The 24348-nt window shown below is 52.6% G+C and carries 21 protein-coding genes; 14 read left to right on the top strand and 7 right to left on the bottom strand.

All coding sequences use genetic code 11. From position 1 onward, the window contains the following. Window positions 1–168 precede the first annotated feature (168 nt). Window positions 169–459: a hypothetical protein gene (locus QLH52_RS23590; RefSeq protein WP_051669617.1), complete on the bottom strand. Its 291-nt coding sequence runs from the start codon at window positions 457–459 to the stop codon at window positions 169–171. 316 nt (window positions 460–775) lie between these two features. On the opposite strand from QLH52_RS23590, the gene QLH52_RS23585 reads away from it, so the two are divergent. Next, on the top strand, window positions 776–1165 hold the full coding sequence (locus QLH52_RS23585; protein WP_033155315.1) for a hypothetical protein: 390 nt from the start codon (window positions 776–778) through the stop codon (window positions 1163–1165). A gap of 62 nt (window positions 1166–1227) precedes the next feature. Beyond that, window positions 1228–2025 (top strand): flagellin, encoded by a 798-nt coding sequence (locus QLH52_RS23580; protein ID WP_319963175.1) that lies wholly within the window; start codon window positions 1228–1230, stop codon window positions 2023–2025. 128 nt (window positions 2026–2153) lie between these two features. Here the strand turns inward: QLH52_RS23580 and QLH52_RS23575 are convergent, their stop codons facing one another. Further along, window positions 2154–4865, bottom strand: coding sequence for a cation-translocating P-type ATPase (locus QLH52_RS23575; protein ID WP_319963174.1), 2712 nt, complete (start codon window positions 4863–4865; stop codon window positions 2154–2156). 191 nt (window positions 4866–5056) lie between these two features. On the opposite strand from QLH52_RS23575, the gene corA reads away from it, so the two are divergent. Further along, entirely contained in the window at window positions 5057–6046 is a 990-nt protein-coding gene (gene corA / locus QLH52_RS23570) for a magnesium/cobalt transporter CorA (protein ID WP_319963173.1), read from the top strand. A 58-nt stretch (window positions 6047–6104) separates the two neighbouring features. On the opposite strand, the gene QLH52_RS23565 is transcribed toward corA, so the two are convergent. After that, on the bottom strand, window positions 6105–6650 hold the full coding sequence (locus QLH52_RS23565) for a peroxiredoxin (protein ID WP_319963172.1): 546 nt from the start codon (window positions 6648–6650) through the stop codon (window positions 6105–6107). Window positions 6651–6964: 314 nt separating this feature from the next. On the opposite strand from QLH52_RS23565, the gene QLH52_RS23560 reads away from it, so the two are divergent. From QLH52_RS23560 to QLH52_RS23545, 4 genes are all read left to right on the top strand, one after another. Then, window positions 6965–10228 carry a bifunctional diguanylate cyclase/phosphodiesterase gene (locus tag QLH52_RS23560; protein ID WP_319963171.1) on the top strand — a complete coding sequence of 1088 codons (3264 nt, stop codon included), beginning with the start codon at window positions 6965–6967 and terminating at the stop codon, window positions 10226–10228. Between the two features lie 124 nt (window positions 10229–10352). After that, window positions 10353–11330, top strand: coding sequence for an FtsH protease activity modulator HflK (gene hflK, locus QLH52_RS23555; protein WP_319963170.1), 978 nt, complete (start codon window positions 10353–10355; stop codon window positions 11328–11330). Further along, window positions 11327–12292 carry a protease modulator HflC gene (gene hflC / locus QLH52_RS23550; protein WP_319963169.1) on the top strand — a complete coding sequence of 322 codons (966 nt, stop codon included), beginning with the start codon at window positions 11327–11329 and terminating at the stop codon, window positions 12290–12292. The genes hflK and hflC overlap by 4 nt, the downstream gene beginning before the upstream one ends. A 105-nt stretch (window positions 12293–12397) precedes the next feature. Next, a complete protein-coding gene (locus tag QLH52_RS23545) occupies window positions 12398–12754 on the top strand; it encodes a hypothetical protein (RefSeq protein ID WP_319963168.1) in 357 nt (118 codons plus the stop codon). Window positions 12755–12773: 19 nt separating this feature from the next. Here the strand turns inward: QLH52_RS23545 and QLH52_RS23540 are convergent, their stop codons facing one another. From QLH52_RS23540 to QLH52_RS23525, 4 genes are read right to left on the bottom strand one after another with little or no spacing between them, the layout of a single operon-like run. Next, the gene (locus QLH52_RS23540; protein ID WP_319963167.1) at window positions 12774–12947 is read right to left on the bottom strand and encodes a rubredoxin; all 174 of its coding nucleotides are present in this window, start codon (window positions 12945–12947) and stop codon (window positions 12774–12776) included. A 17-nt stretch (window positions 12948–12964) separates the two neighbouring features. After that, a complete protein-coding gene (locus QLH52_RS23535; protein WP_319963166.1) occupies window positions 12965–13468 on the bottom strand; it encodes a YqiA/YcfP family alpha/beta fold hydrolase in 504 nt (167 codons plus the stop codon). A 25-nt stretch (window positions 13469–13493) separates the two neighbouring features. After that, window positions 13494–13709: a DUF2905 domain-containing protein gene (locus QLH52_RS23530; protein WP_319963165.1), complete on the bottom strand. Its 216-nt coding sequence runs from the start codon at window positions 13707–13709 to the stop codon at window positions 13494–13496. 14 nt (window positions 13710–13723) lie between these two features. Further along, the gene (locus QLH52_RS23525; RefSeq protein ID WP_319963164.1) at window positions 13724–15013 is read right to left on the bottom strand and encodes a hypothetical protein; all 1290 of its coding nucleotides are present in this window, start codon (window positions 15011–15013) and stop codon (window positions 13724–13726) included. Between the two features lie 382 nt (window positions 15014–15395). Between QLH52_RS23525 and QLH52_RS23520 the strand changes: the two genes are divergently transcribed. From QLH52_RS23520 to QLH52_RS23490, 7 genes are all read left to right on the top strand, one after another. Next, window positions 15396–17153 (top strand): L,D-transpeptidase family protein, encoded by a 1758-nt coding sequence (locus QLH52_RS23520; protein ID WP_319963163.1) that lies wholly within the window; start codon window positions 15396–15398, stop codon window positions 17151–17153. 68 nt (window positions 17154–17221) lie between these two features. Next, window positions 17222–17593 (top strand): hypothetical protein, encoded by a 372-nt coding sequence (locus QLH52_RS23515; RefSeq protein ID WP_319963162.1) that lies wholly within the window; start codon window positions 17222–17224, stop codon window positions 17591–17593. Window positions 17594–17761: 168 nt separating this feature from the next. Then, entirely contained in the window at window positions 17762–18226 is a 465-nt protein-coding gene (locus QLH52_RS23510) for an SRPBCC family protein (RefSeq protein WP_319963161.1), read from the top strand. Window positions 18227–18318: 92 nt separating this feature from the next. Beyond that, window positions 18319–18861: a hypothetical protein gene (locus QLH52_RS23505; protein WP_319963160.1), complete on the top strand. Its 543-nt coding sequence runs from the start codon at window positions 18319–18321 to the stop codon at window positions 18859–18861. Between the two features lie 306 nt (window positions 18862–19167). Further along, a complete protein-coding gene (gene nifJ, locus QLH52_RS23500) occupies window positions 19168–22800 on the top strand; it encodes a pyruvate:ferredoxin (flavodoxin) oxidoreductase (protein WP_319963159.1) in 3633 nt (1210 codons plus the stop codon). After that, window positions 22793–23806, top strand: a complete 1014-nt coding sequence (locus QLH52_RS23495) for a dihydroorotate dehydrogenase-like protein (RefSeq protein WP_319963158.1) — start codon at window positions 22793–22795, stop codon at window positions 23804–23806. Before nifJ ends, QLH52_RS23495 begins: the two co-directional genes overlap by 8 nt. Window positions 23807–23815: 9 nt before the next feature. Continuing rightward, window positions 23816–24175, top strand: coding sequence for a DUF4186 domain-containing protein (locus QLH52_RS23490; protein WP_319963157.1), 360 nt, complete (start codon window positions 23816–23818; stop codon window positions 24173–24175). The last annotated feature ends 173 nt before the right edge of the window (window positions 24176–24348 follow it).

Here is a 24348-nt window from a genome sequence, read left to right as displayed (position 1 = left end):
ATCGCGGGTTCGTAGCCAGTCACTTTTTCATCTTCCACGGTTCAAGTCGTTGTATTCTCCATTACAAATCCAGTTAGGGACAGTATCAATACAGGGAAGTTATTTTTGGCGAAATCCTAAGCAACGCCTCGGGGCAATCCAGAGGTTTGGTGTTTGAGCGAATTTGATCTAATCGGATGGTGCGGAATGATCGGATACAGATTGCTTAGCGGTTTGCCGCTTTTTCCTGACAGCATAAAAGTAGGTCATGCCGGAAATGGTGCCGCATACCGTGGCTAATTTATCCAGAATAGGCGCGACGGTTACTATCAAAGGTTCATCGACCAGCCCCAACCAGACGCCAAAAGCGCTTAGGCCGGTCGGCGTGGCTATTGTCGCCGCGACAGCCGATAGCCCGGCAATGATGCCAGTCGCCATGGCGATATGTTCTACCCTAGTGGCAATAACTTCGTGGTTCATGTGGAGTGCGGGCGTAGTTGGTGGACTAATCGCAACCGGGTTTCCCGGCGGCTCAGCAGAAAAATCGCCTGCATTTTAGTCAGTTTCGAGCTGCTTGTCAGCGGGAGTGGGCAGCGAATGCTGGCGAAGATTGTCGGCAATCGTTGGTGTTATCGGACTGAGGTTTCTTTGCCGCGCTGAGTGCCGGCAATATCCGAAATTGGTGTTTGACATTCCTCTTAACCTGGAGTAATACGGTGTCCTATTGGAGTGAAACTGCATGTTCATTCCGAAACCTGCCGCCAGCCTGCGGTGTATTCAGGGAGTTTAGAACGCTATGTCTTCCCTAACTGTTTCCAGTGTTAATCAATCCGGCTTTCAACAGTTGAGCGCGCTGACGGCCAAAAGAAATGCCGACCAAGCCGAGCAAATGGCGCAAGCCTTGAGAAAACAGGCGGATGCCGTTCAAGCCCAAGCCGACCAATATGCAGCCAAAGCCCAGGCGCTCGATTCCCAAGCCAGTAAGGCCAAGGTGGACTCTGACGCCGCGCACTTAAGACTGAATCTGTCCAACGCTTTTCAAGATGCAGGCGCGCAGTTAACTAAGACTATTCAGAACGCCGAGGTAAGACCGTCTACCTATTCGCAAACCGTGGCGGGTATAACCACAACTTCTGCTGCTGATGACAATAAAGCGGTGGGGAGCTCAATAGACATCGTTGCTTAGCCTGATTACCGTTCAGTTAGATAAGCAAGAGGCCGTCAAAAAACAGTAAGCGAGGTGACATCATGTTGTCGTCAATCAATACTAACAACCTGGACAAATCCCAAAGTCTGATCCAAACCAGCATCCAGCGCCTTAGCTCCGCGAAGCGGATCAATTCGGCCGCCGACAACCCTGCCGGGTTGGCAATTGCCGATGCCATAAGCAGTCGCTTGGGAGGGCAACACCAAGCAATCGGCAATATCGGCAAGGGTCTGTCGCTCACGGATACAGCCGGTAGCGCATTAACTCAGGTAACCGACAACCTACAACGCATTCGTGAACTGACGGTGCAAGCCGGAAACGGCTCCCTGTCGGCCGCTGATCGGCAAAGCCTTCAGGACGAGATCAACGGCTTGGGTAAAAGCATTGATGGTATCGCCGGCAACACCCAGTTCAACGATCAAAAACTGTTGGACGGCAGTTTTTCCGGTCAATTGCAAATCGGCCCCAATCCCGCAGATACCCTTGGCTTAAGCCTTAGTAATGTATCCAGCACAGCCCTGGGTGTGTCGGGATTGGATGTATCGAGCGCTGCAAATGCGTCCAATGCGCTGGATAGCATAGACAGTGCGATTAAAAATGTCGGGAATCAGCAGAGTAACTTGGCAAGTACTGCTGCAGGCTTGAATTCAAATCTGGCGAATCTGAGCAGCAGCTATCAGAATCTGGCCGAAACCCGCAGCCGTATTCAAGACACTGACTATGCGCAAACGGCTGCTGACTTGAACAAGGGAAAGTTGCAAAACCAGGTGGCTAGCTACGCGCTCAAGCTATATCAAGACAATCAAAAAGCCGCATCGGCGTTGTTAACCGGAATCTGAACGCCGTGTGACCTGCATCTACACGTCAGGTTTTGATTGTCCGCAATCGCCTATCGCTTTTCCGCTGTTTTATCGGCGCGCTGCCGCTGCTTAGGCGGAAGGATGGGTAGCCTAGTGGGCGTGATTGCTTAGTGGCGACTCAGTAAGCGCTTACGCAGTTTCAGCGGTTTTACCAGGACAGGAAAAAGCGTGAAGCGCCGCACCAACCATTTTCTGAATTCTTCCAGTAGCAGCATGCCGAGCACAAAAGGCAAGGTAAACAGCCAAACTTTGATGTCTATCGGCGCGGTGCCGAACAGCGCGTTGCCCCAGGGCGTGTAGACAATCGTCAGAATCAACGCAATTTCTAGAGCAATGCCGGACAGGATCAGTTTATTGTCCAGAATAGATGTGGCCAACAGGCCGCGTTGCCGCTGTTTGCAAATAAACACATTCGCGATCTGCATCATGATGATCGCGGTCAGGCAGGCGGTAGTGGCTTGCAGGTAGAGCGGGTGATGGTTGGACAATATCTCGCCATAATCCCAGCCGCCGCGATGCAACACAAAAAAGAATGCAGCCATTGCCGCGAGGGCTTCTAGCAGACCCAGGAAGCCGTATGCCCTGGCCAGCAAGCGCCAGTCGATCAGCGTTTCCTTGTAAGAGCGCGGCGCTTTGTTCATGGCGGATGCATCCGGTTTTTCCACGCCCAAGCCCAAAGCCGGCAGCATGTCGGTACCCAAGTCAACCGCCAAAATCTGGATGATGGTCAATGGCAGCGGAATTTTGCACAACACAAAGGCCAGATAAGGGATCAGTTCCGGGATGTTGGAGCTGAGGATATAAGTGAGGAATTTGCGGATGTTGTCGAACACCGCGCGGCCTTCCTCAATGGCGGCCACGATGCTGGCAAAGTTGTCGTCCAGCAAAATCATATCGGCCGCTTCCTTGGCGACATCGGTACCGGCCTTGCCCATCGCAATGCCGATGTCGGCTTTCTTCAAGGCCGGTGCGTCGTTGACGCCGTCACCTGTCACCGCGACCACATGTTTCTTGCGCTGCAAGGCATCCACGATCAGCATTTTCTGGTCGGCGCCGACCCTGGCGAAAATGATTTCCGGGGCATCCAAGGCCACTTGCAACTGGCTGCCCGTGAGTTTTTTTAGTCTGTCGCCGGTAATCACCTTGGGATTTTCGGTTTTGACCAAATCGATTTGCCGGGCAATCGCCACGGCGGTATGCGGATGGTCGCCGGTAATCATGATGACTTTAATGCCGGCGATATGGCATTGAGCGATGGCATCCGCGACTTCCGGCCGCGGCGGATCTTCCAGACCGACCAGGCCGCTGAAAATCAAGGCTTGTTCCGGCTCGGCTTCGACAGGGTCCGATAGGGGCCGATAGGCAAACGCCAGCACGCGCAATCCTTGGTCGGCCAGGGTTTTTAGTGCGTTTACCAGCTGTTGACGACCAGCGTCACCTAGAGGTTCTACGTTACCGTGCATCACAATGTGCCGGCACAGCGGCAGTACCATTTCCAGCGCACCTTTGCAAAACAACATTTTGCCTTGTGGTGTATTGTGAATAGTCGACAGGCGTTTGCGGTCGGTATCGAAGGGCACTTCGCCGATTTTCGGGTAATCGATGCGCATGCCTTGTTCATGTGCCATGGACACCAGGGCCACTTCCATCGGGTCGCCCAGCAAACCTTTGCCTTCCACGTGTTTCAGGCTATGGCACAAAGCCGCGTTGGCTAAAAAGGCGGTGTGATGTTGCAGGCTATCGCTGCCCAATTGCTCGGGTTGCCAATATTGATTGTCCAGAAACAGCTGCTTAACCGCCATGCGGTTTTGAGTCAGCGTACCGGTTTTGTCGGTACAGATTACCGTGGTCGAGCCCAGGGTTTCCACCGAGGGCAGGTTACGGATCAAGGCATTACGCTTGGCCATGCGCTGGGTAGCCATCGCCAGCGACAGCGTCACGGTGGGCAGCAGGCCTTCCGGGACATTGGCAACGATGATGCCGATCGCGAACATGAAGTTTTCCCAAAACGTCAGGCCGATGATTTGCCCGATAAAGAAAAACACCACACCCAACAGTAGGGCCAGCAAAGCCACAAAACGGCTGAGGCGGCTTATTTGCAATTGCAGCGGCGATTGGCCTTTGACGGTGGTTTTCAGGGTATGGGCAATCTTGCCGAACTCGGTATGCATGCCGGTGGCAAACACTAGCGCCTTGCCTTCGCCGGCCACCACCGAGGTACCGGCCAATAGAATGTTGCGGCTTTGGCTGATGTCCTCGACATCTGACACTTGCGCATCGCGGCCCTTGGGGAGTGACTCGCCGGTGATGGTGGCGTTGTTTACCCGCAAATTAAATGCTTCCAGCAGCCGGCAATCAGCCGGCACGTTATCGCCTTCCTGTAATACCAGCAGGTCGCCCGGCACCAATTCGTCGGCGAACACCAAGCTTAGCTCGCCGTCGCGGATCACTTTAACTTGATGCGGCAACAGCTTTTGTAATGCGGCAATCGCCTGCTCGGCTTGATGCCGTTGCCAGAATGAGAAACAGCCGTTGATCGCGATGACGCCCAGCACCGCATAGCCCAAAGTGGCCATGCCCTCTCCGGGTTGCCGGGATTCCGCGAAAAACGCCAAGCCGGCTGCCAGCCATAAAATTAAGGCAAAAAAGTGCAGAAACTCTTGGGCAAACAGTAGCAAGGCCGAGGTCTTTTTCGATTCCTCGATACGGTTGAAGCCAAATTCATGTAAACGGCCTTCAATGGCGGCATCGGCGAGGCCGTTCATGCTGGAGCCTAAACTGTCCAGAGCTTCTTCTGGGCTTAGATGGTGAATTTTCATGATAGTGATCGAACAAAACGCCGAGAATCTCAGTGTAAACCCATTGAATCTACTCGGCGATGGCTTATTTTTTCTGAAATTACTTAGGTTTGCAGGTTGCGTGAGTGTGTTTGAACGGCGTAGTCCATTAGAAGGCTATAATCTGCTAACTTGATGCCAACCGACCATTCGCCAGCAAGCAGGAGATATTTTTGACTGAAACTATCGATAAAAACATGGTGATGCGCTGCGTGGCCTATCAAAAAGGCCTGGGCATCGGTGACGTTACCATCGAAGACATCAGCGAAGTGTTGCTGAAAGACGATACCTTTATCTGGTTGGGTCTACGCGAGGCGAATGCCGAGATATTGAGAAAAATTCAGCAGGAGTTTGGTTTGCACGATCTGGCGATTGAAGACGCTTGTGCCGCGCACCAGCGGCCGAAGATCGAGGAATACGGCGATTCCTTGTTTATCGTGTTGCACACGGCGGAATTGATCGAGAAAAAAGTGGAATTCGGCGAGACGCATATTTTTATGGGGCCGCGCTTTGTAGTCACCGTGCGCCATGGCGCGTCGCAGAGTTTGAGCAAGGTGCGTGAGCGTTGTCAGGCCATGCCGCACCAACTCAGCAAGGGGCCGGGTTTTGCTTTGTATTCGATCATGGATTTCATCGTCGATAATTACATGGTGGCGATAGCCGGCTTGCAAGACCGCTTCGATGTGCTGGAATCCGCGATATTTCAATACCGGCCCAGCCGGCAAACCATGGAAGACTTATACGAGCTAAAGCGCGAATTATTGCTGTTGGAAGGGGCGATTAATCCGGTTATCGACATTTGCAACGAGTTGATGCGCTTTCATGTTGGCCTGATACATAAGGATGTCAGAGTATATTTCCGCGACATCGCCGATCACATCAAGCGCGTTGATCAGGCTATCCACGGCATGCGCGAGATGTTGTTGGCGGCGATGCAGGTGCATCTGACTTTCGAGACCGTGCGGCAAAACGAGGTGGTCAAACGCTTGGCCGGTTGGGGGGCGATTTTAGCGATACCTACCATGGTATTTAGTTGGTACGGCATGAACTTCCGGCATATGCCGGAACTGGATTGGCCCTATAGCTATCCCTTGGTAGTGGGCAGCGTGGCAGTGTGCAGCTTGGCCTTGTATTGGCGTTTGAAGCGGGCAGGATGGTTGTGAGCTACAAACCCGCTAAGAGTTGCCCGGTTGGGTCAATATTTATACGCTTGGCTTTGTATCAGTTCCCGCTCGCCTGCAATTGCTTCAGCGTTTCCGCGACCCGTTTGGCATCCAGGGCCGGGTCTACATCGTCATCGATACGGCGTATGGTTAAGTCGGGATCGACGATAAAGGTCCAGCGTTTGGCCATGTTCAATATGGGCATTTTTACGCCGTAGGCTTCGCTGACTTTGGCGTCCGCGTCAGACAATAAGGTGAAGGTCAGTTTGTATTGCTGATGAAATGCCAGCAGATCCTGGACGTCATCCGTACTGATCCCGTATACCTCGGCATTTTGTTTGCGGATCAGTTCGATGGCGTCGCGGAAAGCGCAAGCTTGCGCGGTGCATCCGGGCGTACCGGCTTTGGGATAAAAATATAAGACCGTCCAACCTTTCCCGCGCCGAGCGGCTAAACTTACTGGGTCGCCAGCATGCGCTTGCAGTTGAAATATCGGTGCCGATTGACCAACTTGCAGCGGAGCCGCGTTTGCTGTCATCGCAAACGTTGGTAAGGCGAACAGCATGAAGACCAAGAGCCTGAATGTAAGAGTGGATTTTTGCATGCATGATCTCCCCTAAGGGGCTTACGATGGTGAAGTACCGAATGTTTTTGTGTTTAATTATAGTCGCCAGTATGCCGCAAAAAGCCGCTTACACAATGGTGAATAGGTAATCGCAGTGATTCGTTTGGATAGGCCCGACATCCATTTTCAACAGATAAGCCCCATGGTTCGGGCGTCCGCACCGAAAGCCGGAAAACTTTAGTGTTACGGTTCACCTTATATTTCACTTATATTACTCGTGGTTTTCGGCCGGTTGGTTTTAAGTTTTTGGCAGGCTGGTGTCAATTTTGGAGTTGAATAACGGAATAAGCAAAATGACGCGACCGTATTACTTTTCCCGGTTTTCCCGAATTTTGTGGCTGAATCTGGCCATGTTTGTGATTTTCGTGATTGCATTCGCGGTTTACGTGCGCGCCGAGAAGCAAATTGATCGCGCCAACGAAATCCGCTTTGCGTCACACTTGCTGGCCGATGAATTTAGGCAATCGTCCAACGATCTCTCGCATGTGGCGCGCAGTTATGTCGCGACCGGCGATCCGGTTTATAAACACTATTTTCAAGAGATTATCGACATTCGCGACGGCAAACTGCCGAGGCCCGAAAATTATCATGACATGTATTGGGACTTGGTGATCGCGAATGCTCATCCGGCGCCGCAATCAAGCACTCAGCCGGTGGCCTTGCTGGAGTTGATGCGGCAAGCCGGGTTTTCCGAGCAGGAACTGGCGAAAATGGCCGAAGCCACGGCCGATTCCGCTGCACTTATCCAAATAGAGCGCACGGCGATGGACATGGTTGATTCGAATCAGGGAATGCCCGACGGCAAATGGCATCAAGCCAATCTAATGCTGCACGATGCCACTTACCATCGAGCAAAAGCGAAAGTCATGCAATCGATCATCGATGCCTTCGAATTCATAGACCTGCGCACGCAACAGAGTGTGGTTGCCAGAGCGCGTATTGCCTTTTGGTTACGGGTGGTGTTTGTGGTGTTCGGGGTAATGTTGCTATTGACGCTTTGGCGGGCGTATCGGACTTTACACGCAATATTGGGGGCTTCGGTCGATGAATTGCACGATCAGATCGTGCGTTTGGGTAGAGGCGATTTTTCCGCCGATATTCCGGTAAGCAAGGGCATGCGCAACAGCGTGTTGGGCTGGCTGGCGGAAACGCGGGCCAGTTTGGCAAGCGTTGAAGCCGCGCGCCGCACTGCCGAGGCAAGAAATCTGCGATTGACGCAATTGTACGCCGCGCTAAGTCAATGTAATCAAGCCATCGTTCGCTGTACCAGCGAAGCCGAATTATTCCCGCAAATCTGCCGCGACGCCGTGATATTTGGCGGCATGAAAATGGCCTGGATCGGCATGCTTGACCCAAACAGCCAAACTATCAAACCGGTTGCCTGTTATGGCATCGGCATTGAGTATCTGGATGGCATTGAAATATCAATAGACGAGAACCTGCCGACCGGGTGCGGACCAACCGGTACCGCAGTCAGGGAGGACAAGCCATATTGGTGTCAGGATTTTCAACACGACCCCGCCACCATTGCCTGGCATGCGCGTGGGGCAAAATTCGATTGGCAGGCTTCCGCGGCCTTACCCTTGCATCGAAACGGCAAGCCGGCTGGGGCGTTTATGCTGTACGGCGATCAAATTAATGTGTTTGACGATGCCGCGCGCAATCTGCTGTTGGAAATGGCCATGGACATCGATCATGCCATCGGTGGCTTCGAGCGTGAGGCCGAGCGCCAGCAAGCACAGCAGATGGAAAGTTTGCGGGTGTTTATGCTGGAACGGCTCAACGGTAACCTGCAGTTGACGGATATTTTGCATGATGCGGTTACCGAACTGGAAATTATGTTGGCTGGTAGCGTTTGTTCGATTTTGCTCGTGGATGATGACGAACGTCTGCGGCTAGGCGCGGCACCTAGTCTTCCGGATTTTTACAATCAGGCGATCGATGGGCTAAAAATTGGTGCCGGAGCGGGGTCGTGCGGCAATACCGCGTACACCGGGCAAAGAACGATTGCGGAAAATCTGGCCGAGCATCCCTTTTGGCAGCCTTTTTTGCCGCTGGCAGAACGGGCCGGTTTGGCGGCATGCTGGTCGGAGCCGGTACTCTCCGCCGGTAAAAAAGTGCTGGGTACCTTTGCGATTTATCATCGTCACCCTGCCGTTCCCAGCAAACATGAATTGCGCTTGCTGGAAATGGTAGCGCATTTCGTCGCCTTGGCTATCGAACGTAAGCAGGCGGAGGAGCACATTTATTTCTTGGCCAATTACGATTCGCTCACCGGCTTGCCGAATCGCAGTCAATTGGACGATCATTTGAAATATGCATTGAGTTTGGCCAAACGGAGTAACGGCCACTTAGCTCTGATGTTTCTTGATCTCGATCATTTCAAAAATATTAACGATACCTTGGGGCATAGCGTCGGCGATGCGCTATTGGTGGAGTTAGCCAATCGGCTTTGTGCCGTGTTACGCGAAGAAGATACCGTGACCCGTTTGGGTGGCGACGAATTTATTTTCTTGTTGCCGGGCACCGATGCCGGCGGGGCGGCGAATGTCGCACAGAAGCTTCTTGATGCGATAGCCGAACCTTACCGGATTGAGGAATTCGATTTGACGATGAGCGCATCGATTGGCATAGCCTTGTATCCTAACGACGGCGAAGACCTGGAAAGCCTGTCTAAAAGCGCCGATGTGGCCATGTACCGAGTCAAAACCGATGGCCGGCACGGTTACCGCTTTTTTACACCGGAAATGCAAGCTCGCGCCCAGCGTAATCTGCAACTGGTTAATGCCTTATGCCATGCCTTGGACCGTCAACAATTGCATGTTTATTATCAACCGCAGGCTGACATTCATAGCGGGCGCGTGATCGGTGCGGAAGCTTTGTTGCGCTGGCGGCATCCCGAGTTTGGCATGGTTTCGCCGGCCGAATTCATCCCGGTGGCGGAAGATAGCGGACTGATTTTGCCTATCGGCGAGTGGGTATTGCAAACGGCGGTGCGGCAAGCGAAAACCTGCCTTGATCAGGGGGTGGAGCCTTTGATCATGGCGGTCAATCTCTCGGCTGCTCAATTTAGCCATCCGGCCTTGCCGGAGATGGTGTCGCGTATTTTGGAAGAGGAGGGCTTGCCGCCCGAATATTTAGAATTGGAATTGACCGAAGGCGTGTCGATGCAGAATCCAGAAGCGGCTATAGCGGTGATGAATAATCTGCATGAGCGCGGAGTACGCATGTCTATCGATGACTTTGGTACCGGTTATTCGTCGTTGAGTTATCTGAAAAAATTTAAAGTATACAAGTTGAAGATTGACCAATCTTTCGTGCGCGACATCAGTACTGATTCGGAAGATAAAGCCATTGTCAATGCGGTGATTAGTTTGGCCGCCAGCCTGGGTTTGCGGACCATAGCCGAAGGTGTGGAAACGGTTGAACAGCGGGAGTTTTTGCGCGAACAGGGCTGTCAGGAAATTCAAGGCTATTTATTCGCTAAGCCGATGCCCAGTGACCAATTTGAGCTGTTTTTGCGGCAAAGTGTTATCGAGTCCACCATAGCGATTTGAATAGCATACAAATTGACGAAAGGGTGGAGCGGGTCCATGCTTGTTTACTAAATTCGGTGGTGCTGGTGACTGGCAATGCCTTGCCTTGCATCTTGATTTTTCGCCGACTTAACGGAGTCAGCCCTTGAACGACGTCAATCCCCTTTTTAAAAATCTGCCCGATTCGCTGCCGATTTCGCCCTTGGCGGTTCTGATTCTCATCACGGTGCTGGTCGGCGCGAGCATGTCGTTTTATACCATTCCCGCCGAGTCAGAGGGGATTGTGTTGCGCTTTGGCGAATACATCGAAAAAGTCCCGTCCGGTTTGCATGCCAAACTGCCATTTGGCGTGGATAGCGTCATCACCGTGCCGACTCAGCGTCAGCAGAAGCTGGAGTTTGGCTTTGCCACGGCAGGTTTCACCAACCCGGATCAAATCAGTGACGAGCCCGCGTTGGAAAAATCTATGGTAACCGGCGATCTGAACTCGGCGCTGGTCGAGTGGATCGTGCAATACCGGATCACCGATCCGGAAAAATATCTATTTGTGGTCCGCGACCCCGGTGTGACTTTGCGGGATATTTCCGAAGCCGTGATGCGCGAAGTGGTTGGTGATCGCACTGTCGATGAAATCATCACCATCGGTCGACAGGAAATTGAAGAAACCGTGTTGGCGCGAGCACGCTTGTTGGCCGAGCGCTATCAATTGGGGGTGTCAATTAACCAGGTACAGCTCAAAAATGTGAATCCACCCGAGCCGGTACAGCCCTCATTCAATGAAGTGAATCGTGCTCAACAAGACCGAGAGAACGTCATCAATTTGGCTAATGGCGAATATAACAAAGCGGTGCCACGCGCCCGTGGCGAAGCGGACCAGAAAGTTCGTGCGGCGGAAGGTTATCGTTTTAAACGAATTAACGAAGCGGAAGGGGATGTCACCGCTTTCAATCAGGTGTTGGAACAATATCTAAAAGCCCCGGAAGTGACGCGCACCCGGATTTATCTGGAAACGATGGGCGAGGTGTTACCGCAAGCCAGCCAGCAAATTATTGTCGATGACACGGTGCAGCAAATATTGCCGATGTTGCCGTTTCCCGGTCAGGCAGCGGGAGTAGTGAAATGAATTTATCGATAAGAAACTGGCTGTTAATCGTAGTTTCGGGGTTTTTGCTGTGGCAATCGGTGTTTACTGTCGATCAAACCGAGCAAGTCATCATCACCCAGTTTGGTAAACCCGTCGGCGAGCCGATCACCGATCCTGGCTTGCATTTCAAAATTCCGTTTACCCAGCAAATTAACAGCTTTGATAAGCGTTACCTGGCCTGGGATGGGCCGATGGTGGAGATGTCTACCAAGGATAAAACCTATGTACAGGTCGATACCTTCGCCCGCTGGCGCATCACCCAGCCCATGCAATATTACTTACGCTTGCGTGACGAACGTAGCGCGCAATCGCGTTTAGAGGACATTTTAGGCAGCGAAACCCGCACTGCGATTGCCCGCCATGAATTGATCGAAGTGGTGCGTTCTGACAAAGATCGCAAACCCTTGCAAGACGAAAGTTTGGGGCCGTTGACCGGCGAAGGCACCATAGGGGTGCTGCGGCCGATTCGGGTGGGCCGGGCGGCAATCGAAAAAGACGTGTTCGATGCCGCAGCGCCGAAATTGGCGGAATTTGGTATCGAACTGCTGGATGTGCGCTTTAAACGCATCAATTACAACCATCAAGTGTTGGAGCGCATCCACCAACGGATGATCAGCGAACGCTTGCAAATTGCCCAGCGTTTCCGTTCGGAAGGCGAGGGCGAGGCAGCCAGAATTAACGGTAATCGGGACCGGGATCTCAATGAAATCGAATCTACCGCTTACAAACGTGTGCAAGAAATTCAAGGCGAAGCGGATGCCAAGGCCACCGAAATTTACGCCAAAGCCTATGGGCAAAAGTCCGAGTCCGCCGAGTTTTACAAGTTCTTGAAGAGCATGGAAACCTATCGCAAAGTGATAGACGGCGACGCCACTATAGTGCTGTCTACCAACAGTGATTTATTTGGCCTGTTGAAGCGGGTGGAGCAAAAGAATCGTTGATAGCCGCCAAAACGGCGCTGCTGTTTGTATCGCCAATAAGCAAAAATTAAGCTAGGGACGGCAAACTTTATCGCAAGCAAATAATTGTTTAACAGGAGGTTTGCGATGTTAAAAACAACAACAGTCATCGTTTTGGGTTTATTGGTGTCGTCGGCTGCGTTGGCCGACCATCAGCATTGGGGGCATCATCATGGCCACCATCATCACGGGCATTATCGGCCGATGTACCGGGAAGAAGTGGTTTATTATCAACCCGCCCCGGTCGTTGAATATGTGCCGGCTCCCCGGTATTACGCGCCACCACCGCCACCGGCTTATTACGGCTACGACCAGCGTTCGCCGCAAGGTTTGTTGGGTGGGATGGTCGGTAGTGCGATGGGCTATCAGCTCGGAAATGGCGACCCGATAGCCGCTGGCATTGGTGCCGCCGCCGGGGCTTTGCTCGGTAACGGTATGTACTGAGATTGCCTGATCGGAGCGCTCAATATTCCAGTAATTTGAAAAAACTTTTCGGCGCGCCGCAAATCGGACAATCCCAGTCGTCGGGGATGTCCTCCCAGCGGGTGCCGGGCGCAATGCCGCTATCCGGGTCGCCCTTGGCTTCGTCGTAAATGTGTTCGCATTCCTGGCAATGGTATTTTTTGTAATTGCTCATTGGATTTTCCCTGGATATTAAGCGGCGCAATCACCGAGAAATCGCGAGAAAGCAGTCGCCATTGTCGGCAATATGCTTAATAAGCGGTGGTCGGCATCCAATATATGCAGACGCGCGTGATGCTCTCGGCAGAAGCGCCAGGCGTTCTCCGGTGGTGCCACATCATCTTGCCAGCCGTGAAAGACCTCAATGTTGGCGGTGCTAGGCTTAAACTCGGTACGCGCATAGCCTGGCAAATAAAATGCCGGCGCAATCAAAAACAAACCCTTCGGCTTAATGATTTCCGCCGCGACGGTCGAAACATAAGCGCCCATGCTGGAGCCCACCAGCACTATCGTTTCATATCCCGATACATCCAGCGCCAATAGCTGTTGCACGCGCCAGTCTGGGTCATTGCTGGCTTGATAATCCGGGCTGATAAATTCAAACCCTTGGCGTTTGGCGACCTCCGCCAGTGCCAATGGCTTTTCGCCCCAGGGAATACTGTCCTTGCCGTGGTTGTATATCACCAGTTTGCTCATAGTCTTTTTCTCGCTGTCGGAAAGATTATTTTCGGAAAAACAAGTTGGCCAGCAATGTGATCAGCAAGCTGACCACAATCATCGATGTAATCGGTATAAACACGAAGCTGTTTTTATTCTGAATCCGAATATCCCCAGGCAGCTTGCCGAACCAATTCACCAACCATGGGGCGTAATTCAGAACCAAGCCGAGCACCAGGATGGCCGAGCCGATAGTAATGAGTGCTTTACCGGGTTCCATTTTTTTCCTATGCGTTACGGAATGACTACCACTTGCGCGAAACCGCCGCCCGGCGTGCGAAAGTTGGTGGTTTGGCCTTGGTAGAGGCGGGCGCAGAGCAATTGGGTTTGGCCTTGATAGACATAGTGGCGCAAATCCAGTTTTAACTCGCCGGCATCCAGATGCCGTTCGCTGGGTTTTACCAGCGTCTGCGCTACATAATCGTGTTGCAAAATATCCTCGAAAACGCGCCGGGTCAATTTATCGCCGCGATACGCCGCTTTACTGCCATAGCCTCTGGCGGGTTTGAAAAACAGCTGCTTACGTTCCGCCCAGAACTGATCGGCATTCTGCGCATCAACCAGCATCGTGTGGGCGATACCTTCTCGCAATAGTGTTCGGGTGCGCTCATCTACGCCGATTGTGCGCAGAAAGTCGTCGTTGCTTAGCCAGACCAGATTCCTTTTGTCGGCATACAGCGCATGATTTCTGGGGTGCGGTGTCAGCACGGCCGCACCAGCCAGATAGGCTTCCTGTAAAGTCCGGCATTCCAGCGATTCCAAGCCAAAGTCGGTCAAGCGGTTATAAACCAGATCGATTTGCAGATCACCGTGCCAAAGTGCGCCGTCGTCATAGCGCAAGGCCTTGGGGTCGCAGACTACGGTTTTGATTTTATGTTGTTCGAACAACTGTTTAAACAACAGAAACTCCGGCCACAGGTATTGATTTTGTGGGTCTTCATCGACAATCGCAATGCTGCGCAGCGGCGCCAAGCCACGCTCCGCGCGCCACTCCCGGTAAAACATGTCGATAAACAATGCTTCGGCTGGCTGATTATCCTGCCCAGGCAATTTAAGTGTGCCAGGCTGCTGGTTGCCGGCGATTTCACAACAGCTGTTTTGCGCGCGAATCAATAACGCATTAATCATCGCGCCGCCGGCATTGGAATTGATTTCGATTAGTTTTGGGCCGTCGGCGCTCAAATGAAAGTCGTAGCCTAGAAATACGCCATGGGCTTTGGCTAAAAACCGCGCCGCGTCCGGTGCGTATGTAAGTACCTGTTGTTGATACGCCGGCAAGGCAATTACGTGTTCCAGCGCGGCGATGATTGCCAATTGTTGGTCCAGGCAAGCTTGATCGATAAACACCGCGGACTCGGCAAATAAATTCGGCCGCTCCTCCGCAATCATCCGATACAAATCGCCGTTTCCATCCAGCCTGTTCAGTTCGCGACGCAGGGCTGTGCGATTTAGCGACGAGCAGCGGCAATCGCTATTCAGCTGTCTGGCGTTAGGGGTTTGCTCAGGTTCTGGATGGGGATGCATGAAAACGATAGACGTGGATGGGTGCTGAAACAGAATTTACGCGGCTATTCTAGCGCGATACGCCTGTCCGTTAATCGGTAAATTCTTATACAGATACCCGCTAGATCGGCAAAAATCATTTACAAACAGGCGGTTGAGCTTATTTTGTTAGCTAGCCGCCATGCTGTCGATATGGTTCTGAACAGCTTGATCCAAACTTGTGAAACTTGAGCCTGCACGGTATTTTGCCGATAGCAGCATCACTTTAGCCGTAACTTTTTAGGGTGCGGCAATGATCGGTGAACTGTATGGCATTAAGCCCTTTTCATAAGGCAAAACTAGAACTTGAGCCCGTATTTTGTCAATATGGCAACCTTTGTCCGAATTTGAACTTGCAAAAATCATGACCCAGCAAGCCGTATCACGCACCAATCACACAACCAGGCGCAACTTTCCACCGTATCTGCTGACGGTACTGATGCTGTTGTATGGTTTTTCGCAATCCGCCAGCAGCCAGAGCCCGGAGCCTTCCGTAGGACAAGCCATACAAGCGTTACTAGCCGGCAAACAGCAGCCTTTACTGGCGCAAGCGGATTTTTCGCAGTACAGCGAGGCGCTGAAACAGTTGTATCAGATGAATGCCAACCAGCTGGTTTGGCTGGGGGAAGGTCGAGCCGCGAAAAATCGCGAAGACGCTTTGAGCCTGCTAAGCAATGCCAAAGTCGATGGTTTAAATCCGGACGTTTATGAAGTCGAGCTTTTGCGCGACTGCATACAACAAGCCGCTGCGCTGCCACACACTGCAACGACGCAGTTGGTCTCTTACGACGTGGCTTTGTCGATAGCATTGGTGCATTACGCGCATGATCTGCATATTGGCCGGGTTGATCCGCGCGACTTCAATTATCCCCCACAGTTTGCCGCCAAATCGGCAAGCGAGGTTGCGGTATCGCTGAATCAACATATTCAACAACACTCCCTCGCCGAACTGCCGGCGGCGCTGGCGCCAAAACTCAAGCAATATCAGCAGTTAAAGACTTTGTTGGCGGCTTATCGTCAGAAAAATACCGGGGCGCAGACGCCAAAACTGCTTTTTGCCAAATCGCTGCGCCCAGGCGAGCAAGACGCGCAATTGCCCGAGTTGCGCCAGCGGTTGGCGGAGTTGGGTGTACTGAAAGCGGAAGACCTTGTCGGTGCCGGCAACACTGAGAATTTCTACGATGCGGCGGCGACTGAAGCAGTGCAACGTTTACAGCAGCAACAAGGCTTAAAAGCCGATGGGGTGATCGGTAAGCAAACCCTGGCCTTATTGAATCAAACGCCGGCCGAAAAAATTGCGATGCTTGAATTAGCCATGGAGCGTTTGCGTTGGATGCCGGAGTTGCCGGAAGGGCCGAGGATATTTGTGAATATTCCGGCGTTTCAGTTATGGGCTTTCAATTCTCGCGACGATCAACAGCCTTTGACGATGAAAGTCATCGTCGGCAAAGCCGAGCAAAATCAGACGCCGGTACTCTGGGAAGAGATGAAATATCTGGAATTCATGCCGTATTGGAATATCCCGAAAAGTATCATGGACAAGGAAATGCTGCCCAAGCTAGTGAGCGATGAAGAGTTTCTGGCGAATCAGGATATAGAATTGGTGGGACGTGACGCCGACGACGATGAAGAGGAAAATCAGGACAGCATCGTCGACGAAATCAAGAGCGGGCGGGTCCGCGCCAGGCAGCGACCCGGCAGCAGCAACCCCTTGGGACGGGTGAAATTTATTTTTCCGAACAAAGCCGATGTGTATTTGCACGATACGCCGGGCAAAGCCGCGTTTAATCGTGATCGCCGCGATCTCAGTCACGGCTGCGTCCGAGTGGCGGAGGCTGAAAAGCTGGCGGAATTTGTGCTGGGCGACCAAGCCGAGTGGGACCAACAAACGATACAGCAAGCCATGGCCGGGCCTAAAACCCAGCGGGTCACGCTGAAAAAATCGATACCTGTATTATTTTTTTATACCACTGTGTTTGTGGGCCTTGACGATAAACCGCGTTTTTACCCGGATATTTATGGTCAAGATCAATTGTTGCAAACCGCTTTGAGCAAAGCCGCCAATCCGGGCGCTAAACAACAATTGGTCAGTAAAGCAGTAAATAATGCCGGCGGCGGTTAATAGGGTTCAGTTTTAACGGTTTTGGATTATGCTGTTATCCGGAGTGTGGTTTTTTGGGAGACAGGGACATGACGCAAGCAAAAATAGTAAACCAGGCGGTTACCGAGAAAGTTAAGAAATCGCCAACGCGCAAAGGCAAGAAAGGCAGAATGGCACCGCCGACCAATGGCGAGATTTTGGTCAAAGGTGTGGTGATGGGGATCGTGATTTCCGGGTTGACGCACGCCAGCAAAAGCATCACCCGTGCACTGATCCGCCATCCGCTTGCCTTATTCTCCGGTGGTTTGCTGGCCGGGTATTTGGCGCATAAACATCGCAAGGACATCATCGTGCTGGGTAGTCGCACCGCAGTGGAAAGCCGAAATTTCGTGCTGAGACAACGCGAAAACCTCGGCGATTTAATTGCTGAAATCAAGGCAGAAAGCGGCAAGACTCTATAATCTTCGGTTTGTTTGGGTTTACCCGGATCTTGCCTCACCTCCGAGTGTTCTGATGTCCGGACTCTCGTATCCGCGTGACTGCGGTGCATAAGCAGCACTACCGCAAAAATTTTTTTACGGTAGATTGCTGGCTATCGCAGTAACTCAGCATCGTCCTCCGCCAGTATCATGAAAATTTACCACATCCACCGCCAGCAACGCTTGGCGCTCAGCCAGCAGCAGGCTTGGGCTTTCTTCTCGTCTCCGCACTATTTAAATCAAATTACGCCGGAGTTTTTTCATGTAGATATTACTTCGCCGGTGCCCGACGATATTTACCCTGGCTTATTGATCCGTTACCGGATGAAGGCGGTTTTGGGTGTACCCATGTCCTGGTTGTCGGAAGTCAGCCACTGCGATAAGCCGAACCGGTTTGTCTATCAACAAGCCGTCGGCCCATTTGGATTCTGGAGCCATGAAGTCTGCCTAAGACCTTGCGAGGACGGCATCGTATTGGAAGATATCGTGTTTTATACGATGCCCTTCGGTTGGCTCGGTCAGTTGTTGCATGGCTTTATCGGCGATAAGTTGCAGTGTATTTTCGATACGCGCCGGGATTATCTGCAAGCAAAGTGGGGCGTTGGCGGGCCGTAGCGCATGCAATTTGGTATCGGTTTGACAGTTGACTTTTTTTAACCGCAGGCATCTAATCAAGGCCCTGCACATTCAACCTGAAGGAGACGAATATGGCTCAAGACAAAGGTTATTTGGATCAGTCCGGCAATCAAGTGGTTGCTATCGTTAAAAATCTGGACCGCGATGTCGAACGCGGTGAAGATACCGTCATGTTGGGATATGGCTTGGTATTGCTGGCGCCGGCTTTCGCTCCCTTGTTGCCGCCCAGTATTCTGTTGCCGCTGATGGCCATTGCCTTCGCGGTATCGGCGACTGCGGCGCGTCTGCATTTTTACAAAATGGCTCGCAAGCTCTCGGTTGCCTTGGATGAACTGGAAAGCCGGGATAAACAGACTTTTAAGCCGATCACCGACGTATTTGCCGAGCATCCCCAGCAAACACTGGCTGTCGCTTTTAACCCGTTAAAAAATTTGAAACGTAGCGCGAAAAGCATACTCGGTGGCTTGATGATCAACCCGTTTTGGGGGCCGATCTTTTATATGTTGGGTGTGCAGTTTGTCGAGGATAAACAATTGGTGGTGCTGAATAAGGCCGTGATTGCAGTCGAAGATCAAGTCATGCCTATCGTACTGCGCGACGACTGGGCTGAATAAACGCAGGATTTGCAAATGTTAGGCGGCGGATAAGCCGTTGGGGGAGGAATAATCAGCTTGAGTCTATGGGTTTTAGGCTATTGTTTTCGGTGGCAGCCATTGTCCAAAAGTACAGTTATACACAGAAGTTGTGGATAAACTTGTGATCAAATCGTGAGCAAACCAGCCAATCGCCCGTCCTATTTGGGACATCTTTAAATTGACTAAAAATTAGTCAGGCAATTTTTGACTATGCTTAGAGCATCATAAAAAAGCCGTCGGCTTTGCCCGACGGCCCCCCGTTTTATTTCCTGAAAAGGTTATCCCATGCAAAAGCAAACCCTCACCATAGACGGCAATCAGGCTGCGGCCAGCATTGCTTATAAACTCAATGAAGTGATCGCCATTTACCCCATTACCCCGTCCTCGGCGATGGGCGAATGGGCCGACGAATGGGCATCCCGCGATCAACCCAATCTTTGGGGCACCGTACCTCGCGTAGTCGAACTGCAAAGCGAAGCCGGCGCGGCCGGCACCATTCATGGCGCGCTGCAAGCCGGTACCTTGGCCACTACTTTCACTGCCTCGCAAGGCCTGTTGTTGATGCTGCCGAATATGTACAAAATCGCCGGCGAACTGAGCCCAACCGTGTTTCACATCGCCGCCCGCTCGCTGGCTTGCCAGGGCTTGTCTATTTTTGGCGATCATAGCGACGTGATGGCGGCGCGGATGACGGGTTACGCGATGTTGTGTTCCAACTCGCCGCAAGAAGTGCAGGACTTCGCGTTGGTCGCGCATGCCGTGGCTTTGCAAAGCCGCATCCCGTTCATGCATTTTTTCGACGGCTTCCGCACCTCACACGAGGTCGCCAAAATTGTCGAGATCGACGATAGCGTCATCCGGGCGATGATAGACGACAGTTGGGTTAGCGAGCATCGCGGCCGGGGCCTAACGCCGGATAAGCCGGTGCTGCGTGGTACCGCGCAAAACTCGGATGTGTATTTTCAGGGCCGCGAGTCGGTTAATACTTACTACGCCGCACTCCCGGAGATTGCCCAAAAAACCATGGACCGGCTAGCCGGTTTGACCGGCCGTCAATACCGCTTGTTCGAATACGTCGGTTCGCCGCAAGCGGAGCGGGTGATCGTGATTATGGGGTCCGGCGCCGAAGCGGTGGAAGAAACCCTGGAATATCTGAATCGCCAGGGCGAAGCGGTGGGCTTGTTGAAAGTGCGCTTGTTCCGGCCGTTTTCCCCGCAGCATTTGGTCGACGCCTTGCCGGCGAGTTGCCAAAAAATCGCAGTATTGGATCGCACTAAGGAACCGGGTGCCGATGGCGAGCCTTTATATAAAGATGTATTGGCTGCGGTGGCGCAAGCCTTCAGCGACGGCGAAAAATTTACCAGCCTGCCCAAAGTGGTGGGTGGCCGCTACGGCTTATCGTCCAAGGAATTCACGCCGGGCATGATCAAGGCGGTTTACGACGAACTGAAACGCGCTAAACCCAAGAATCACTTCACGGTCGGGATTCACGACGACGTTAGTCACACGAGTTTAGATTGGGACGCGGCTTACCGCACCGATACCCACGATCAAACTTTCCAGGCCATGTTTTATGGGTTAGGCAGCGACGGTACCGTCGGTGCCAATAAAAACACCATCAAAATCATCGGCGAAGAAACCGATTTGTACGCCCAAGGCTATTTCGTTTACGACTCGAAAAAATCCGGCGCTATTACCGTTTCCCATCTGCGCTTTGGGCCAAAGCCGATACGCTCCACGTATTTGATCGGCGAGAACGACGCACAATTCATCGGCTGTCATCAAACCGTGTTTCTGGAACGCTATGACATGCTGGCCAACGCCGCCGACAAAGCGGTATTTCTGTTGAATAGCCCGGCGTCGCCTGATGAAGTATGGGAGACCTTGCCGCGCAAGATGCAGCAGCAAATGCTGGATAAGAAAATTAGGTTTTATCTGATAGACGGTAATGCGGTCGCGGAAAAATCCGGCATGGGCAAGCGCATCAACACCATTATGCAGACCTGTTTTTTCGCGATTTCCGGCGTGCTACCGCAGGAACAGGCGATCGCCGCAATTAAACACGCCGTCGAAAAAACCTATGGCAAAAAAGGCCAACGTATCGTCGATTTAAACTTCAAAGCCATCGACGAAACGCTGGCCGGTTTGCGCCATGTGCCTTTACCGAAACAGGCCGATAGCGGTTTTGATATTGCCGCCTTGATTGCGGATAGCGCGCCCGAATTTATTCGTCGCGTCACTGGCGAAATTATCGCCGGCCGGGGCGATGCCTTGCCGGTCAGCGCTATGCCCGCCGACGGCACCTTCCCCACCGGCACCGCGGCTTACGAAAAACGCAATCTGGCTTTGGAGATTCCGGTTTGGGAAACCGATTTATGTACCCAATGCGGCAAATGTCCGATGGTTTGTCCGCACGCGGCGATTCGCAGCAAAATTGTGCCTAACGAAGCCTTGAGCAATGCGCCGGAGACTTTCAAACACGCGGCGATGTTGGGTAAAGATTTTCCGGCCGGTTTATCCATTAGTTATCAGGTGGCGCCGGAAGATTGCACCGGTTGTGGGCTTTGTGTGGATATTTGCCCGATTCGCGATAAATCCAACGCCAGCCGTAAGGCCCTGAACATGCGGCCACAAGCGCCGCTGCGCGAGCCGGAGAGCCAAAATTGGGATTACTTCCTGTCCTTGCCGGAATATGACCGCCGCTTGCTAAAAACCAACACCATCAAAGGCTCGATGGTGTTACAGCCTTTGTTCGAATTCTCCGGCGCCTGTGTCGGTTGCGGCGAAACCCCGTATGTGAAATTGGCATCGCAACTGTTCGGCGATCGCATGGTAGTAGCCAATGCCACCGGTTGTTCCTCGATTTACGGCGGCAACTTGCCGACCACGCCCTGGACTAAAAACCCCGAGGGCAGGGGGCCGGCCTGGAATAATTCTTTATTCGAGGACAACGCCGAGTTTGGCTTGGGCATGCGAGTGGCGATCGATAAGCAAGCGGAACATGCCGCTGAATTACTGGTGTCGTTACGGGAAACCTTGGGAGGCGAACTGGTTGATGCCATTTTACAAGCCGACCAATCCGATGAAGTCGGCCTTTACGAACAACGCCAACGTGTCGCGGAATTGAAACAGCATTTACCCTCGCTAAAGCAACCTGCCGCGCAAGCCCTGTTGCCGCTAGCGGATTATCTGTGCAAGAAGAGCGTTTGGATCATCGGTGGCGACGGTTGGGCCTATGACATTGGTTACGGCGGTCTGGATCATGTGCTGGCTAGCGGCCGTAATGTGAATATTCTTGTTTTGGATACCGAAGTGTATTCCAATACCGGAGGCCAGACCTCCAAGTCCACGCCGCTGGGCGCGGTGGCCAAGTTCGCGGCCGGCGGCAAGGCCACCGCGAAAAAAGACCTGGCGCTACTGGCAATGGATTACGGCAACGTTTATGTCGCCCATGTGGCTTATGCCGGCAAGGACACGCAAACCCTGAACGCCTTCCTGGAAGCGGAAGCTCACGATGGGCCGTCCATCATCATCGCTTATGCGCCTTGTATCGCGCACGGCGTTGATTTGTCCAACAATCATCGCCAACAAAACCTGGCGGTAAAAAGCGGGCATTGGCCGTTGTTTAGATTCAATCCCGGCCGCATCCAACAGGGCAAGAATCCGATGCAACTGGATTCGCCAGAGCCGTCGGTGCCGTTGCGCGAATTTGTGATGAGCGAAACCCGCTTTAGCATGCTCTGGCAAAGTCATCCCGACCACGCCGAGGCGTTCTTAAAACAGGCGCAACAAGACGTGAAAAACCGCTATCGTTACTACCAACAACTGGCCGCGCTGGAATGGAGCGATGCCACCAGCGTCGCCGCTGCCAAAGCCGCACTGAAAGCCGATCTTGCCCAGGAGAGCCAACATGGTTGATTTAACAACAAATTATTTGGGCCTGACATTGGCGCATCCTTTGGTGCCTTCAGCATCGCCGCTGAGCAAGGACTTGGACAGTGCGCGTCGGCTGGAAGATGCCGGCGCAGCGGCCATCGTGATGTCGTCCTTGTTTGAAGAAAAGATCGAAGCCGAACAGCAACAGATGGAGCGGTTTTTTTTCGGCCAGGGCATCGGCTATGGTGAGGCCGATTCCTTTCATCCTGTACCCGAGCAGATTTTGACTTACCAGGAACAATATCTGGAACATCTGCAACGCTTGAAAAGCAGTTTGCATATTCCGATCATCGCCAGCCTGAACGGTATTTCCCAGGGCGGCTGGATCGAATACGGCCAAGCCTTGCAGCAAGCCGGGGCCGATGCACTGGAATTGAATATCTACCATCTGGCCGCCAATGCCGATGAAAGCAGCGAAACGGTGGAAAACCGCTATCTGGATATTTTACGTGAGTTAAAAAGCCGGGTGAGTGTGCCGCTGACCTTGAAACTTGGTCCGCAATTTAGTTCGCCGATTCATTTTGCCCAACGTCTGGAAGCGGCCGGTGCCGATGGTATTGCGATATTCAACCGGTTTTATCAGCCGGATATTGATCTGGAAACTCTGGAAGTGGTGCCGAAACTGCAATTGTCTACGCAAGCCGAAGCCTTGCTGCGTATCCGCTGGACCGCCTTGCTATATGGCCGGGTGAAGTTGTCCTTGGCGGTCACCGGTGGTTTTCACCACAGCGCGGATGTGATCAAAGCCTTGCTGGCCGGCGCGGACGTGGTGCATCTGTGCAGCGTATTGTTGGCGCAAGGCGTCGGCAAACTCAGCGAAATCCGCGCGGAACTGGAACAATGGCTGATCGAACACGAATACGAGTCCATCAACCAACTGAAAGGCAGCGTCAGCCAGCAACACGCCATTGACCCCAGTGCCTATGAGCGTGCCAATTACATCCATGTATTGGATAGTTACACGCCCTCTGCGGGCGTGTTGAGATAGCCTGAAGCCGTGCGGGATCTGGACGAACTATTTGCCGGTTTGGCTAAATCCAGGTTCCGCAGCCAGTTTCGTTTGAATGCCAAAGACCGGGATTATCTAAAGAGCAAAGGCCTGGAAACGGTATTGAGCCACGCCAGGGACTTTGTCGAAAAGCGCCTGGCCGCCGCCGAGCCGCGCAATGACGGTAAACAAACCCCATTTCGCGGCCATCCGGTATTCGTCGCGCAACACGCCACCGCTTGCTGCTGCCGGGGGTGCCTGGAAAAATGGCATAAAATTCCGCAAGGCAGGGAGTTGAGTGACGCCGAACAAACCTATGTTTGTAAGGTGTTGGAGCGGTGGTTAAGGATTGCTGTTACCGATATTTAGTCAGCCAGATAACGGCAGATATGTAATTCGCATAAATGGATTAAATTCGTGCTTTAGGATTTCGCCAAAAATAACTTCCCTGTATTGATACTGTCCCTAACTGGATTTGTAATGGAGAATACAACGACTTGAACCGTGGAAGATGAAAAAGTGACTGGCTACGAACCCGCGAT

Origin of the sequence: Methylomonas defluvii (assembly GCF_033949435.1) — a bacterium.
GTDB classification, from domain to species: domain Bacteria; phylum Pseudomonadota; class Gammaproteobacteria; order Methylococcales; family Methylomonadaceae; genus Methylomonas; species Methylomonas defluvii.
This window is presented reverse-complemented; position numbering and strand designations above follow the sequence as displayed.